Source organism: Acidicapsa borealis (genome assembly GCF_059115245.1).
This window is the reverse complement of the sequence record NZ_JCACNY010000001.1, coordinates 5,424,634-5,440,672: the sequence shown is the minus strand read 5'-3', so window position 1 is coordinate 5,440,672 and position 16,039 is coordinate 5,424,634. Positions and strand designations below refer to the sequence as shown.

The following is a 16,039-nucleotide window of genomic DNA, read 5'->3' as shown; positions in this document are numbered from 1 at the left end:
CGACGGTATACTGGACTCCTATGCGTCTTTTGCACGTGGTCCATACATTGAACCCCGAAGCCGGTGGCCCAAGCGAATCAGTGCGGATGTTTGTACGGGCCCATAAGCGTGCCGGGAACGAGGTGGAAGTGGCGACGCTGGACGGGCCGACGGATGGTCCCGACGGTGACGCCTTTCAGGGATTGATGACCTGCCCGGTGCACCCTTGCGGTCCGGGGAAGAGCAACTATGGTTTCTCGCCGAGGCTGGACCGGTGGCTGAAGGCCAATCGTGACCGATTCGATGGCGTGATCGTCAACGGCGTCTGGCAGTATCACGGGGTGGCTGTGCGCAAGGCGATGGCGGGGTACAAGCGATACGTGGTTTTTGCCCACGGCATGCTCGACCCGTACTTCAAGAACAGGTATCCACTCAAGCATTTGAAAAAACTCATTTACTGGATCATGCAGGAGCACCGCACGCTCAATGCTGCGCAGGCGGTCTGCTTTACCAGCGAAGAAGAGAAGCGCGTAGCGGCGGACGGATTTCCGTTCGCGCAATTCAAGCGCGTGGTGGTTCCGTACGGGACGATGGGGCCGAGCGGCGATCCTGCGGCGCAGAAAGCTGCTTTCTTCGAGGCCTGGCCGAAGCTGAAGGGGCAGAATTTCCTGTTGTTTCTGGGACGCATTCATCCGAAGAAGGGCTGCGATCTGCTAATCGAGGCATTCGCGAGGGTTGCCCGCCCGGGAATGCAGCTGGTGATGGCCGGTCCTGACGAAACTGGCTGGGGAGCGGAGCTGAGGGCGCAGGCGGCGAAGCTGGGCATCGCGGAGCGCATCACGTGGACCGGTATGTTGCGCGGGGATGCCAAGTGGGGCGCGCTCTACTCGGCGCAGGCATTTATCCTTCCGTCGCACCAGGAGAATTTTGGAATCGCCGTGGCAGACGCTCTTGCCTGCGGTACGGTGCCGATCATCTCCGACAAGGTGAACATCGCGCCGGATGTGGCATCGGATGGTGCGGGCCTGATGGAGACGGACACTCTGGAAGGGACATCCAGGCTGATCGAACGCTTTCAGGCGCTTTCCGCAGAGCAACTGGCCAAGATGCGAGCCGAGGCGCTGGCTTGTTACCAGCGCAGATACGCTCTCGGAAGCGCGGCGCAGGAAGTGTATAAGGCGCTTGGGATCGTTTGATACGCAGTGGCATGCGCGCGAATTAAGTCTGCGAGTGAGACTGAGATTGGTTCCATACAACTGGAGAAATGTCTGATGTGCAAGGGTACTTCGGTGACTTAAGGGGCCAGGCAGCCCTCCATACTGCGGAAGGAATCCGGGCGAGGAGACAGAGGTCGCATGATATCTTTAAGATAGGTGTTGGAGCGTAGGTACTGGACCTTTGGACCGGCGTGAACCTCTTCAAGCTTGAACCCTGCGTGAATACTCACGGCAGGCAAGTATCCCAAGACGAAACAGGTGACGAACCTACTGTGAACAGGAAAACGGTGTACCTCGCAATTCTTCTGATGCTGCCGGCCTGCATTTTGGCTCAGGAATCTGCTGCGGCCCAGGAAACATCAGCAGCGAGTGGCGCTCTCAGCGCCCCGGGGCTGGCGCCTGGTGATCAGATTCAGGTTCGGATGTACGATTTTCCGGATCTAGGGCAATCCCCTTTGCAGCTTCATGTCGGCGCTGACGGCACCGTGCATCTTCCTTACGCGGGTACGGTTCGTGCTTCCGGATACTCGCCGGAACGTTTCCAGCAGGCGGTCAGCGAGGCCCTTCGCACCAAGGGTATCGTGAAAGAGCCAAATGTCTCGGTGGAGATCATCTCTGCTGTGAATATGCTTGTGCAGGTCATTGGCGAGGTCCGTGCTCCGAAGGCGGTTCCGCTGTTTGCGCCGGCACCGATATCGTACGTTATCGGAGAGGCGGGCGGTCTTACCGGGCTTGCGTCGAAGCACCTGACGATTCTGCATCATAGCGACCAGCCGCCGACGTCTCTGGATTTCGACCCGGATTCATCGAATAGCACTCTGCTCAACACGCTGGTTCAGCCAGGCGACATTATCAATGTCTCCGCGACGGGCGTGTACTACATTGCCGGAGAGGTCACGAGGCCAGGTATTTATCCGATTTCCGGCGCGCTCAGCGTGGGACAGGTTACCAACATTACCGGCTTCGGTGTAGCGAAGCATCTCACCCTGCTGCAGGCATTGGCCCAGGCTGGTGGAATCACGCCGATTGCTGCCCGTTCCAAGATGCGTATTTTGCGCACCGTTGACGGCAAGCGGGAAGAGATCATGGTCGACGAGGTGAAGCTCTACAAGGGGCAGATAGCCGATCCGATTCTGCATGCGGATGACATCATCTATATCCCGTCCAGCTACATCCGACAGCAGACCAATAACCTGTTCTCAACCGCGATTTCTGCACTATACGCAGGCGTGTCCGTTGAGCAACTGCAGAAGTAAGCAGACATAGCCGAAAGTCGGAGGATACGGTCGACCATTGGCAGCTACGTTCCAACTGGCGGATGAAGTGACCTTGGAAAGTCCAGGGGAGAGCGCTGCTTCGCGTATGCAGGCCCGGCTTGTCATGGCCACGCTCCTCGCGTTGATTTTTACAGGCGCCATCCGGAAATGGGTGCTTCCCGGCATGTCTATCCTGTACCTGTTGCAGGACGTTCCGATCGGCTGCGCATATCTCTATGCGGCGTGGACAGGATTGTACACGCGCGGATACATGATGCTGGGAGTGCTGCTGATGAGCATCATCATCACGCTGCAGGCTCTGGCGCAGATCATTTTCAGCGGACTGGCGCCGTTTGTCGCTGTCGTGGGTCTGCACAATTACCTGTTTTACCTGCCTATGCTGGTGGCCTTCCCTCTCGCCTTCACCTTGAAGAACCGGAAGCGCTTCATCCGTTGGAACCTGGTGCTCAGCATCCCAATGTGCATGCTGGCGATTGCTCAGGCGCAGTCGCCGAAAACAGCGTGGGTGAATCACACTTCGGAAGGCGACGCCTTCGGCGTTCCTGGTGCGGAGATTGCCCGCGTCATGGGGACGTTCAACTTCACTGTGTTTTATGGCATATGGGTTGGGGGCACGGTCGCCCTTTGCATGGGCGAGTGGCTGCTCCCGGTTCATCGGCGCGCGATCAAGAGAAGTTGGCTGCTGATCCTCTGCACCTTTTCCATCAACCTCTGTCATCTGGTCAGCGGTTCCCGCAGTGCGATTTCGTTGGCCGGGGCCGCCATCGTCGGGGCAGCCATTGGTGCCGCTATTCTCGGTTCTGGACGCGCCCTGCTGGCGATAGGCGCGATTTGTTTCCTGCTTCCGGCCGCGGCCGCGGCAACGTATGCCATTTCGCCGGATGAGTTCAACATTGTTATCGAGCGGTTCACGGGCGAACATTATGTCTCGGATACCAAGTTGCGCCTTTCCGATGCTTTCATCGGTTTCGCCACAGTGCCGCAGTTCAGTCTTATCGGTGCCGGAGTAGGGATGGGCGTGGATGCGGCCCATGTGGGCAATGCTGATACCTATAACTTCACCTATCAGCTCTCCGAACAGGACATGATCCGCAATGTGATGGAACTTGGAACGCCGGTGGGACTGCTCTACGCGCTGGTGCGTCTCTCATTTGCAGGAGGCATGATCATTTTCGCCATCCGCCTGTTGAAGGATGGTTCCTCGCCGCATGTATTGCCGCTAGCTGTTTTCCTGTTAGCCCAGGTATATCCCAACGATCTGACGCGAGCTGCCACGATGACCGCCTCCCAGGTAATGCTGGGATATGCGTTCATCCTGGGCTCCTACTTCTACCCCGACAACGCCAGCGAGCAGGACTTCGCCGGTGATTCCCTGATGAGGTCCGCGTGACGACGAATCCGCCTACGACGGTAAGCAAGATTGCCGAAAATTCCATTCATATTTCCGATATCGTCCGAATCCTTCGGAAGTACGGGCTTTATCTGCTTGGCTTGATGATTCTGGGCGGAACCCTGGCGGCGATCTGGGCCAAATTTCAGGTCAGTCAGTATGACGCAGTGGCGATGGTCCATCTGGACCAGCACAATTCGATCAGCCTTGGCGCCGTGGCCGGGGCAAGCGACGAGTACGGTCTCAAGATGCAGACCCAGATCATGGGTTTCCAGAACGCGAACATCGCCGAGCTGACCATACGCAAGCTGAATCTGCAGAACAATCCGGCGTTCAACATGGGCTCGGCGCGCAACCTTGACAATCCGATCGAGCGGGATCAGCTGGTGAATCAGTTTCTCGGTTCCTTGAGCGTAACCCAGGTTCCCAAGACGGAACTGCTCTCGATCCGCTTTCGCAGCAAGAGTCCGGCGGTCGCAGCTCTCGTGGCCAACACGCTGATTGACGTTTATTTCGAGCAGAGCTTCCAACAGCGCTATCGCAGCACGAGGGATATTACCGGCTACCTCACCAGCCAGATGGAGACGCTCAAGACCAAGATCCAGACAGAGCAGAACGATCTGCTGAGTTCTGAAGCCAAGCTGGGGATTCTCTCTCAGGGCACGGCGGGCGACCAGAGCGTGCTGGTGAATGAGACGACCGCCCTGCTCTCGGCGCGGGTCAAGGTGCAGGGAGACCGCTACCTGGCCGAAGCTGAATACCAGAACATGTTGAATCATCCGGAGGCGACCGTCCCGCTGGACGTTCCCGGCGCCGCCAGTATTTCAGCGCTGCAAAACCAGTTGGCACAGGCCGAGTCGCAGACGGCATCGCTTGAAGACCGTTATGGACCCAACTATCCGCCCCTAGCGCAGGCGCGAGCCCAGGTAGCCAGCCTGAAGAAGAGCGCCGACGACTTACGCAGCCAGGTACTGAAAGCCGGCGCAGAAAATCTGGAGCGGGCTCAGAAGACCGAGCAGAGCATTAACGACCGCCTGCTCGAATTGCAGAAGCAGGCAGAAGGCCGTACCCCGGATACGGTTCGCTACGAAATCCTGAAGTCGCAATATGTGAGTGACCAAACCCTCTACAACGTCCTGCTTTCGGCCATGGGCACTGGCGCCATTCAGGCAGGCATGCAATCACAGGAGCTGAACCGCTTCACGGCTGCCGAGGTTCCAGGTATCAAGGCGTATCCCAATGTTCGCGCGGATACCTTGGCCGGCGCGGCTGCCGGACTGCTGATCGCGCTGGTCATTGTCGGCATCATCCTGCTGAACAGCGACACAGTCCAGACGGTGGAGCATGTCGAAGAGGCGCTGCCCATGCCCATCCTTGCCTCGGTACCCGAGTACAAGGAGGATATGGCGGCCATGCGCATCTCCGACGACGTGTTGCCGCTCGTGACCCTGCTCGCGCCACGCTCTGCCGGCACCGAAGCTTACCGCCTGCTGCGCACAGCGATCACCCTCATGCCGGTCGGCCAAAAGCATCGCGTGATATCGCTGACGAGTTGCGGACCGGGCGAGGGCAAATCAACGACCTCGCTCAACCTCGGAGTGGTACTGGCGACGCAGGGGAAACGGGTGCTGTTGATCGACGCCGATCTGCGCAAGCCGACCATTGCTCAACGCCTCAAGCTGCCGGCAACGGATCAGCCCGGGTTGAGCCGCTTTCTTAGCGACTCGACAGTAGAACCTGAAGATTGCATTCAGAAGGTGGCGGAGGTGGCTGGACTGGATGTGATGCCGGTGCAGGAAATTCCGCCTTTCCCCTCTGAACTGCTGGGCCAGGGACGTCTCGAGCAGCTGCTATCCTGGGCACGCGATCACTATGATTATGTGCTGATCGACACTCCGCCAGTGCTGCTGGTGACCGATGCGCTCATCATTGCCACGCACTGTGACACGCTGCTGGTGGTTGTGCGTATCGGTGTTGCGCAGAAGCGTGCGCTGCGCCGTATTCGCCAGGATCTGGCCAAGTACCCCGGCAAGCAGACCGGCATTGTCGTCAACGCTTTGCCGCATGCGGAAACCTACTACGGCGGCTATGGCAACTACCGCAAGTATTATGGCAGCAAAGGCTACGGCGGCAGCGGAGGCTACTACGGCTCCGGTTCGGGGTATCTGTCGTCCAGCAAGAAAAAGTAATCCAAAGCGTTTGATTCTTACGACCAGCCCCGCCGGCGAGGTCCGGCAGGGCTGGCGAGTTCCGAAAAGCCTCAAGCCCCTTGATCGGTAGTCATCCTTGTATTCCTCAAGTTGCGTTTCGGCGAGGTTCTCCCGACAGGCTCTTCATCCTGGCAAGAATTTGTACTACCAGTATCCGCACGACACGCGTCCTTAGGAGACCCGACGAATGAGAATCCTGGAACTGGATGGCTTGCGCGGGATTGCCGTGATGGCGGTCATCATGCGGCACTACCTGAGTTGGCTGCCGCAGACTGGTTCGGAAAATGGCTGGCTCGGCGTGGACTTGTTCTTTATCCTTTCTGGCTTTCTGATCACCAGGATCCTGCTCAATCTCCGTACCAGGGAACATTACTTCAAGGTCTTCTACGAGCGGCGTGCGCTGCGCATCTTTCCTCCGTATTACCTGGGCATCGTTGTCTACTTTGTTGCCTCGCTGATTGCGGGTAAGCCAGGGACGGTCAATCTCTGGATGCAGTACATCTTCTATTACACGAGCCTATATGTCGGGCAGCCGCATATCCTCACCACGAATGCGGATACGCACGCCATGCTGATTCCTGTTCAGCTTGGACTTGTGGTATTATGGTCGCTCTCTGTGGAGGAGCTTTACTACACGGTTTGGGCGCCCATCGTCCGCTATTTTTCGCACCGCTGGTTCACGGTGCTTCTTATCGGCATGATTGTCGCTGCGCCGCTGCTCCGCTGGTATCTTCACACGTCTGCCGCCCCCGAACTCTACACCTTCTACTGCCGCATGGACGGTCTTGGGTACGGTTCCGTGATTGCGCTGCTGATGCGCAGCCGCAGAGAGAAGCCTGCTCTCTGGCTTGGGCGCGAGCGCGCCTTCGATACGGCCGCAATCGTTGTGCCAATCTGTACGATTGGCCTGTGGACTTATCTGCACGGGGACCGCTCCCGCCTGATGCTTTCCACGGCGGCCCTGGTCATGGCGGACGCCAGTCTTGCGCTGATCGTATTCGCCATCCTGCGCAAATCTGGGGGGCGCGCATGGTGGCTGCGCGCGCTGAGGGCCAGGTGGCTGCGCTCTATCGGCATGGTCAGCTATAGCCTCTATCTCTTCCACTACCCGTTGAGCTCCCTGGTCCATACTTGGGTGCTTAGCTGGGATCTCTCGCGCCACGGCGCGGCGATTACGCAGACGCTGTTGTCCATCGTCGTCAGCCTTGCTGTCGCCTATGCCCTCTGGTACGGGATGGAATCCAAAATTCTCAACTGGAAGGATCGCTACGTACCCAGTCCGGCGCATCCCTAATTCATGAGCCAACTTCAGAAAGCCAAGGCGTTCTTTGTGCCCAAGCTTCGTCAGGTATTTCAGTTCCTGATGAAGCAGGGCCTCGCCATGTCCGGCAACCTGATTTATGGCCTGCTGTGCGTTCGCATGCTGCCGGTGCCGGACTATGCCAAGTTCGCCGTGCTCTTTGGCTATATGGGGTCTCTGACAGTTCTGTTGGACATCGGTATCTCAGGTACTCTCGCGCCGCTGGTGGGCGAGCAGATCGACAATCTGCAACTGATTGCTAACTACGTTGCCTCCATTCGCCGTATCGCTCTCAAGCTCTACCTCATCGTTGCGCCCATCGCGGTCATCGTCTTCGTACCACTGGTGCAGAAGCAGCACTGGGGCGCGCTCGTTGTAAGCCAGATGGCTGCGATTCTGCTGGTGACGGCGTGGTTCGCCCGGGTGAGTTCCTCCTATGGATCAGTACTGATCCTGCGCCGCGACCGGGCCCACTATTATCGTGTGCAAATTATTGGAAGTCTCGGATCGCTGACTTTGCTGGTCATCTTCTGGCTCTGCCACTCTGTCAATATCTACGTCGGTATCCTGCTCAACGTGGCGCAGATTATCTATATTGCCACTAGCTATTTCCGCCGCGCCAAACAGCTGCTCCAGACCGAGGGTGAGGCCTCAGCGCAACAGGAAAAGGCCATCGTCCGGCTGGCCATGCCGAACATGCCCAGCACTATCTTTTACGCGATTCAGGGTCAGGTTACTCTGATGTTGATCACAGTCTTTGGCCACAGCGCTTCGAGTGTGGCCGACGTTGGAGCGCTGAGCCGTCTGAGTCAGATCCTGGTGGTCTTCTCACAGATGAATCCGATCCTAGTGGAGCCTTTCTTCGCTCGGCTCCCGGCGGCTCGTCTGAAGAGGACTTACCTGCTCGCCGTCCTCATCGTTACGCTTTTCGCAATGGCGTTCTCCGCGCTCGCTTTTCTCTTTCCGGATGTGCTTCTGCTTATACTCGGCAGTAAGTACAGGAACTTGCGCATGGAGGTAGGACTTGTCATCCTGGGTTCGGCCATCCGCTATGTCACCGGGTTTCTGTGGGTCGTGCATTCCGCTCGACGGTTCGTCTACTGGTGGAATAATCTCTCCAACATCCTCTGCACCGTGCTGGTGCAGGCGGCGTTCTTGTGGAAGTTCGATCTGAGCACGGTGCGCAATGTGTTGATCTTCAATATTGCTTCGGCTGTAGTTTCGCTTGTGGTCGTGGCTGCCTGCGGTGTGTACGGATTCATCTATGGTCCACAGAAGATTGAGCAAGCTGCGGCGCAGTAGTTTTTTGTGGAAGCAAATTGTACTTGGGAGAAAAGCATGACGACCGGGGCGATCGAGCAGCTGCCGCACGACGCGGAACCATTGCCCTGTCATGAGCAGGTAATCTGCACGCTGTTTGAGGGGGATTTTCAAGCGGGCGTTGCCACGCTAATGAATTCTCTTGTGCACAGCGGATTCAAGGGCCTCTTCCGTGTGGGCCATCGCGGCAACCTGCCTTCGTGGGCAGCCAGACTGCCAGTGCGGGAAGACGGTCTTTTTCAGGTGGGCGAAGCTACGCTCAGCTTTGAAACCATCCAGAGCAACCGGCACTTTGGTCAGTACAAGCCGGAGTTCATGCGCTCGCTGATTGACCGCGGCATTGCGCGGCGGCACCTCTGGTACTTCGATCCCGATATCACCGTGCGTTGCGCGTGGAACTTCTATGAGCGGTGGGTCCGCCATGGCGTCTGTATTTGCCAGGACCTCAACGGAGGTACGATGGCCTCCAATCATCCGATTCGGGCCGAGTGGATCGCGCTGGCCGCTGATGGCGACTGGGGAGAACCGCTGCGGCGTCCCGAACGCTACTTCAATAGCGGATTTGTTGGAATGGCAATCGAGCAGAGGGCCTTTCTTGATAGCTGGACCCGGGCCATCCGGCTGGCGAATTCCGCCGGGGTTAAGCTTAACCAGTTCCAGAGGGGCAATCGCTCGCAGACCTTCTACACAGTGGATCAGGATGCGCTGAACATTGCTTCCATGTACGCGCCCGTCCCTTTCAGCATCATCGGTCCGGAGGGCATGGGTTGGGTGTCCGGTGGGTTCACGATGTATCACGCCGTCGGCATGCAAAAGCCGTGGCGCAAGTCTTTCCTGGGGGCTCTTGTGAAGGGCAATCCACCATCGAATGCTGACAAGCATTTTTTGCAATGCGCGGAAGGACCGCTTCGTCCTTACTCGGCGGGACGACTCGCCTGGCTCCGCTGGCAGGCTCAACTAGCCGCGATGATTGGTAGAATCTACCACCGATCTTAGAGGAACTTCTTCTGAAATGACGATCGAGAACGCAGCATCGACTCCGCCCTTTGCACCCTTGGCATCTGCACCCGCCAGAGCAAGCGACAAGATGCCGTGCGCAGGCATGAATCACTCCGCTGTCACCTTTCAAGACCGGTCCAGACTGTATAAAATGTCGATGGAACATAGGCCCTTTGCCATCCGAGCTGCCGATTACCAGAGAAATTGGGTGGTTGTTGGCTACGCTGAAGTTGAATATAACCGGCTTCGTTTGACACTGCCGAACGTGACGCGGCGGAGTACCCGGAACCTTCGCACACGGCATCGACGTGTGCATACTTCTTGTCCCATCCAAATCTCACGATTCCTCGTACTGAAGAGGTAGTATCTGATCTCCTCTCTCCGGCCATCTCAAGTGGCCCCAGTTCCAAGTAACTACAATTGGCGCCTTTCAAGGTGACCGCGGAGGTCCGCTCGATGGTCGGCAACAACGAAGTAATTTGCACGCTGTACGAGGGAAATTACCACGTCGGTGTCGCAGTTCTTATCAATTCCATTCTGCGTGGTGGTTTCCGTGGCCTGTTTTGGATCGGCTACAGGGGCCAATTACCGCCCTGGCTGGCAGGGTTACCCCGCAACGAGGATGGCCTCTACGTACTGGGCGATGCCTTGCTTGGATTTGAACTCCTCGACGCTGGAATCCACTTCACGCATTTCAAGCCGCTTTTCATGAAGAGCCTCTTCGATCACGGAATTGCGAAGAATCGCCTTTGGTATTTCGATCCCGATATCACGGTTCGTTGCGCATGGTCGTTTTATCAGCGTTGGATCAAGTTCGGCGCCAGTCTGTGCCAGGAATACACCATGGGAACGATGCCCTCAACGCATCCAATCCGCCTTGAATGGGAGGAACTCGCAGAACGCGCCGGCTGGGGCAAACCTTTGAACCAATTGGAAAGGTACTTTAATGCCGGATTTTTGGGAGTGGAAGCTCAGAATAGCGAGTTTCTGGACACGTGGGCGGCCGCGAACGATCTTGCTCGCGATTCAGGCGTGGATCAGAGTAAGTTTCAAACCGGCGGTCGATCAAACACGTTTCACTTCGCAGACCAGGATGCCTTGAACATCGCCGCTATGTACACCAAGGTGCCTCTCTCTCCGATCGGCCCCGAAGGCATGGGATGGCTCACAGGCGGTTTTACAATGTATCACTCGGTGGGCTCCCAAAAGCCGTGGCGCAAGAAATTTCTACGGTCCGCGCTCGGGGGTGTTCCTCCTTGGAATGGCGACAAACACTTCTTCCAGATGGCGGATGGGCCACTTCATCCATATACGCCGGGGGAATTGAGGAGGGTTCGTCTGATACTGAACATCTCCAGCCTGATCGGACGTTTCAATCGCCGCGGCTGATACGCGCAACCCCGAACAAGGGCTGTATCGGATCGTCTCAAACGCGGTGGCGCAACGAAAAAATAGGCGCAAGCATGAGAGCTGCGCTCCGGGAAAGAATTTGGAACCAACTGTGGTTGAGACTGGAAACGGGCGATGGAGCCAGGTGGACAACCTCCGGCTGGCTCAAGTTGGCGCGTAATTCGGTCAAGGCGCGCTTGACCTGCGTCCGCAGGTGTTCCGCTTCCAGCACGCAGGAGCGCATGTAGGCGGAGACGGAAATTCCTGACTCAGCAGCTCTCTGCCGCAAGCGGTCGGACTCATCTTCATTCAGCCTGACAGAGATGATCGCGCGCCGCTGCTCTCCGATCGGTTCCAGCCCAGTTCCAGAGGAATATTTCAAAGCCACCACGTCGTTTTCTAAAGGTCTCGCGACGCGTTGCCGTTTCGCAGTAGTGGCTGTTCTTGCAGGTTGCCGCGTGCGGGATGGTACGGCGCGGCCGGAGGGAGTTTGCGTCGTCTTTGCTGGCGTCGCGAGATGGCTTGCCGGGCGGCGTTTCCGAATTCCGGCCCTTGCTTCGGTGCTGTCTCCTGCCCTGGCCGCTGGTATCCTCGTCGCCTTCCCAGCATGAGGCCGCCGTGGTTGTGATCCCGGTATGGATGTTGCCTGCTCCACATCCTTCGGCGGCAGCTTCCCTGGTATCGGCTTCCCGGGTACTGCGGAAACAGGGGCGGGGGAACGCCCGGTATGCCGCACATTGCTTCGGGCGGAACGAGGAGCAGAGGCTGCCGGGGCCGGAGAGATCAGCCCGGCGGCCGGTGCGGTGGGCAGGGCGAGATCGATCTCTTCCACAGGTTGCCTGCGGCTATGCCGCTGTAGCGCCTTTTCGTAGCTCAACTCGACGGGCTCGCTGGCTTTGCGGACTGCCTTTGGTGCTGCTGCCGAAGCCTTCGCCAAGATCGTAGAAGCTCGCCGCCCCGGTGGACCGCTGTTTTCGCAGCTGAGTGTAACGCGGTCGCTTGCCAGACGATCGTGAGTCATGCGCTCGGTGGGCATTCCTTCGAGTGTCAGGCGGTCGAGCAGGCGCTCGAAGCTCTCCTCGGCAGCCCGGTTTTCAGCGGTGGTTCGGCTCATACGGGCAGCTTAGCCTGGAAAGCGACGCGCATGGATGACGAATTCTCCGAGAAACGAAGCGAATTCCCAGAAAGGGCTGGAACGGGCAGACAGGGAAAAAGTGGGAACGGCTCGCCAATGCACATGTCAGCGAACAGCAGTCAGCGCATGGCGATCAGCGCACGGCGATCAACTCGTGGCGATCAGCACCGGCATCGCCGAACTGCACTGCCCATTCCCGCACAGAATCTTTTCGATTTCAACGGCCGGCAGCGGTCGCGCAAACAGGAAACCCTGTCCGTAGCGGCAGCCCATAGTCCGCAGCATGGAGAGCTGTTCCTCGGTCTCAATGCCTTCCGCTACGACGTCCATGCCCAGCACCCGGGCCAGTTCAAGGATGGTCTGGATGATCTGCAGGGTCTGCTCGCCGCTGCCCATGCGATGGACAAAGGACCGGTCGATCTTCAGGACATCGAAGGGGAAGCGGTGCAGGTGGCTCAACGAGCTGTAGCCGGTCCCGAAATCGTCCATGTGCAGGGAAACGCCGAGACGGCGCAGGCTGGCCAAGACGCCCACGGTCGCAGCAGTATTCGCGATCAGGCTGGACTCGGTCATCTCCAGGCCGAGTTGATGCGCGGAGAGCCCGGTCTGCATCAGCAGGGATTCGACGTGGTCCGCCAGACCGACGCGGGAAAACTGCCGCGCGGAGAGATTGACACATACACGCAGGGAAGCCAGACCCGGATAGCGATCCTGCCATTGCTGCATCTGACGACAGGCCTCCCTCAGTCCCCAATCGCCTATCGGCAGGATTAGCCCGTTTTCCTCCGCCTGGGGAATGAAATCCATCGGCGGAATGAGCCCGCGTTCCGGGTGCTGCCAGCGAATCAGCGCCTCCAGTCCGACGATCTGGCGCGAGGCCAGCTCTACCTCCGGCTGGTAGTAGAGCACAAACTGGTTCTTCTTCAGAGCATCGCGAATATCCGACGGCTGAGGCCACCTACCGCTTCCCCAAGGCAGGGAATCCACCCCCAGGGCAGCGGTGTCCCCAACAACATGCTGCGTCTGCACCCGCATCTGGCGAAGCTCAAGCTGGTCGGTCACCAGATCGGCAATGCGCTCCAGCAGACTGATCTGCTCCGGCGTTACAAATGGTCGCGGCTGATACCCGCGCACGCAAAGCGCACCCACGGCGTGACCTCCCGCTGACCACACCGGTACCCCGGCAAAGAAGCGCAGCCCCAAAGCGCGATGCAATCCCGCGATCGATGGCCGATCAGAAGGCGCATCGAGATCCAGAACGACAACCACGCGGCCCTCGCTCACCACCTGTTCGGCGTAGGATTCATGACGTGGAAACTCGCGCAGCTTGCCGCCGCAGGTGGACTTGGCCCATATGCGTGTTTCATCAACAAAGGCGAGCGAAGCCGTTTCCGTATGCATGGCGGTCGCGGCCATGCGGGTGAGTGTGTCGAAGCAGGGCTCGGCGGGAGTGTCCAGAATTTCCAGCGACCGCAGCGCATCCAGGCGCAACCGTTCGGTAGCTTCGTCAACGATCTGCGGCCTGGTATGGACTCGCGACATCCGCGCTCCGGGCGAAAGTTCTCGCACTCTGTTCATCGGAGCTCCGGCTTTGGGCTTTACGGTACGGAAGGTGAGTACCCGCCGATGACTTTGGAGATGAGGCGGGAGCCGCGCCGGTTTCCGTCCACAGGAAGGCAAGCTGATCGGCGTAGTCGTCGATCAACTGGGCCGCTGCAACGCCGGCGCTGTGTCCGCCCTTGAGGCTGTAGTGCAGCAGGACCGGCCGGCCGCTTGTGCTTGCTGCCTGCATCAGGGGCGTCATCTTGCGCGCATGCAGCGGGTCCACCCGAGTATCACTGTCGCCGGTGAAGAACATGATGGCCGGATACTTCGTGCCTGCCTTCACGTTCTGGTAGGGGGAATACTTGCGCAGGTAGGCGAAGTCCTTTTCGTTCTCCGCGGAGCCGTATTCGGTCGTCCACAGGCGGCCGAAGAGGAATTTCTGATAGCGCAGCATATCGAGCAGGGGATAGCCGCACCAGAGGGCGCCGAAGAGCTCCGGCCGCTGGGTCATGGATGCGCCCATAAGCAGGCCGCCATTGGATCGTCCGCTGATGGCGAAGTGTTCCGGGGAGGTGTACTTGTTCGCAATCAGATATTCGGCGGCGGCATACCAGTCGTCGAAGACGTTCTGCTTCTTTTCGAACATGCCAGCCTGGTGCCATGCCTCGCCATATTCTCCCCCGGCGCGCAGGTTAGGCAGGGCGAACCATCCGCCCTGCTCCATCCAAGCGGCCCAGAGTGGATTCCAGTCTGGCGTCTCGCTCAGGTTGAAGCCGCCGTAGCCAGTCATCAGCAAGCGCTCGGTGCCGTCTGTCTTCAGGCCTTTTTTGCCGGCGATGAACATGGGAATCCGCGTGCCGTCTTTTGATTTGTAGAAGACCTGCTTCAGCTCATACTGGGTGGCATCGAAGGGCGTCTTCGGTTGCGCGAAGACCTCTTGTTTGCCGGTCGCGGTGTCATAGCGATAGATCGTTGGGGGCTGAATGAATGATTGAAACGTGTAGAAGCCGTAGCGGTCCTTGACCTCTCCGCTGAGGCCTGAGCCATCGCCGATACCCGCGTACGGCAGCGTGCCCTCGACCTTACCCGCGAGCGAGTAAATGGTCGTCTCTGACTTCACATCCTTGAGCCGGTGTACGAAGAGTTTTCCGCCTACGATGTTGGCTCCGTCGATCACGTCTTTGCCTTCGGGAACGATGGTCTGCCAAGCCTCCGGGGCAACGCCCGGAGAGGCTTTCAGGATGCGGCCGTTGGGTGCTTTGTAGTCGGTCTGTATGTACCAATCGCCGTTGGCATAGATGGTCGAAAAGCGTGAATCGAAGCCCCAGATCAGCACGTCAAAGGGCGCGCCGGGCTTCTTCAGGTCGCGAATGACCACATCGACACGCCTGGCCGGAACGCCGCGTGTGATGACCACTTCAAGATAGCGGCCATCGTCGGTGACATGGGCCCCGATCAGGTCCAATTCGCCCAGCGGCTCGCTGCGGAATTCCCGGCCGAAGAGCAGCACGTCGGCGCTCGGGCGCGTGCCGAACTTGTGCAGATAGACCAGCGATCCCTTGTGAGTGAAGACCGAGTAGTAGACGCCGGTCAAATCCGGCGTGAGGTCGACAGAGTTATAGCGCGCAGAGGGCAACATGTCGTCCATCGTCTTGCCCGTCTTTACGTTGAGGAAGTGAATCTCCACCTCGTCGGCGCCGCCCTGGCGTACGCCGTACGCCAACAGGCTGCCGTCGTGCGAGACAGTCGCGATGGACACGGAAAGGTTCGGGTCGCGGCTCAAAACGGCAGGGTCTACGAGGCGGATGTCCTTGCCGAGATCTGCGGTCTTCGGGGATGTCGTCTTAGGCGCAGCCCAGCCGTGGCGCACATAGATCGAGCTCTGCTCCTCGCTCGACAGACGTTTCGAAAAGAAGAAGCTGTCGCCGCGTTGGACGGGCGTTGACCAGCTTGTGACATGGATCAGACCATCGAGGGTTTCTGCGAGCTCTGGTCTGACTTTGGCCTGCTTCAGGTAGCGATCTGTGTAGGCGATCTGCGCATCGAGAAAGGCTCGTGTCTCGGGGCTCTTGGCATCTTCGAGCCAGCGGTAGTCATCGGTGATCTTCGTGCCGAAGTAGTTATCGACGACTGGAACTTTCTCCGTCTCCGGCGGCGGAGGCAGCGTAATGCGATCCTTGCCGTGAACCAAAGATGTGGATTGTGCAGACATGAAGACAGACCCCGACAACAGAAAGAAACCGGCAACGACAAGACGCATCGAAAGCTCCATCCCCAA

General features: G+C 58.6%; 11 protein-coding genes. 8 read left to right on the top strand and 3 right to left on the bottom strand.

The genetic code is table 11. From position 1 onward, the window contains the following. The first annotated feature begins 20 nt into the window (after positions 1–20). The 8 genes from AC5S27_RS22250 (at position 21) to AC5S27_RS22215 (ending at position 11,081) form a co-directional block, all read left to right on the top strand. Positions 21–1,175: a glycosyltransferase gene (locus tag AC5S27_RS22250; RefSeq protein ID WP_493936748.1), complete on the top strand. Its 1,155-nt coding sequence runs from the start codon at positions 21–23 to the stop codon at positions 1,173–1,175. A 212-nt stretch (positions 1,176–1,387) separates the two neighbouring features. After that, a complete protein-coding gene (locus tag AC5S27_RS22245; RefSeq protein WP_493936747.1) occupies positions 1,388–2,452 on the top strand; it encodes a polysaccharide biosynthesis/export family protein in 1,065 nt (354 codons plus the stop codon). 37 nt (positions 2,453–2,489) lie between these two features. Next, positions 2,490–3,863, top strand: coding sequence for a hypothetical protein (locus AC5S27_RS22240; RefSeq protein WP_493936746.1), 1,374 nt, complete (start codon positions 2,490–2,492; stop codon positions 3,861–3,863). After that, the gene (locus tag AC5S27_RS22235; RefSeq protein WP_493936745.1) at positions 3,860–6,052 is read left to right on the top strand and encodes a GumC family protein; all 2,193 of its coding nucleotides are present in this window, start codon (positions 3,860–3,862) and stop codon (positions 6,050–6,052) included. The genes AC5S27_RS22240 and AC5S27_RS22235 overlap by 4 nt, the downstream gene beginning before the upstream one ends. 208 nt (positions 6,053–6,260) lie before the next feature. Then, positions 6,261–7,367, top strand: coding sequence for an acyltransferase family protein (locus AC5S27_RS22230; protein ID WP_493936744.1), 1,107 nt, complete (start codon positions 6,261–6,263; stop codon positions 7,365–7,367). Positions 7,368–7,370: 3 nt separating this feature from the next. Further along, a complete protein-coding gene (locus AC5S27_RS22225) occupies positions 7,371–8,675 on the top strand; it encodes a polysaccharide biosynthesis protein (protein WP_493936743.1) in 1,305 nt (434 codons plus the stop codon). A 36-nt stretch (positions 8,676–8,711) separates the two neighbouring features. Next, positions 8,712–9,689 carry a hypothetical protein gene (locus tag AC5S27_RS22220; RefSeq protein ID WP_493936742.1) on the top strand — a complete coding sequence of 326 codons (978 nt, stop codon included), beginning with the start codon at positions 8,712–8,714 and terminating at the stop codon, positions 9,687–9,689. A 459-nt stretch (positions 9,690–10,148) separates the two neighbouring features. Then, on the top strand, positions 10,149–11,081 hold the full coding sequence (locus AC5S27_RS22215; RefSeq protein WP_493936741.1) for a hypothetical protein: 933 nt from the start codon (positions 10,149–10,151) through the stop codon (positions 11,079–11,081). A gap of 37 nt (positions 11,082–11,118) precedes the next feature. On the opposite strand, the gene AC5S27_RS22210 is transcribed toward AC5S27_RS22215, so the two are convergent. The 3 genes from AC5S27_RS22210 to AC5S27_RS22200 form a co-directional block, all read right to left on the bottom strand. Further along, entirely contained in the window at positions 11,119–12,195 is a 1,077-nt protein-coding gene (locus AC5S27_RS22210) for a plasmid mobilization protein (RefSeq protein ID WP_493936740.1), read from the bottom strand. Between the two features lie 168 nt (positions 12,196–12,363). Beyond that, entirely contained in the window at positions 12,364–13,758 is a 1,395-nt protein-coding gene (locus AC5S27_RS22205; RefSeq protein ID WP_493936739.1) for a sensor domain-containing phosphodiesterase, read from the bottom strand. After that, positions 13,724–16,021 carry a prolyl oligopeptidase family serine peptidase gene (locus AC5S27_RS22200; RefSeq protein WP_493936738.1) on the bottom strand — a complete coding sequence of 766 codons (2,298 nt, stop codon included), beginning with the start codon at positions 16,019–16,021 and terminating at the stop codon, positions 13,724–13,726. The genes AC5S27_RS22205 and AC5S27_RS22200 overlap by 35 nt, the downstream gene beginning before the upstream one ends. Between the last annotated feature and the right edge of the window lie 18 nt (positions 16,022–16,039).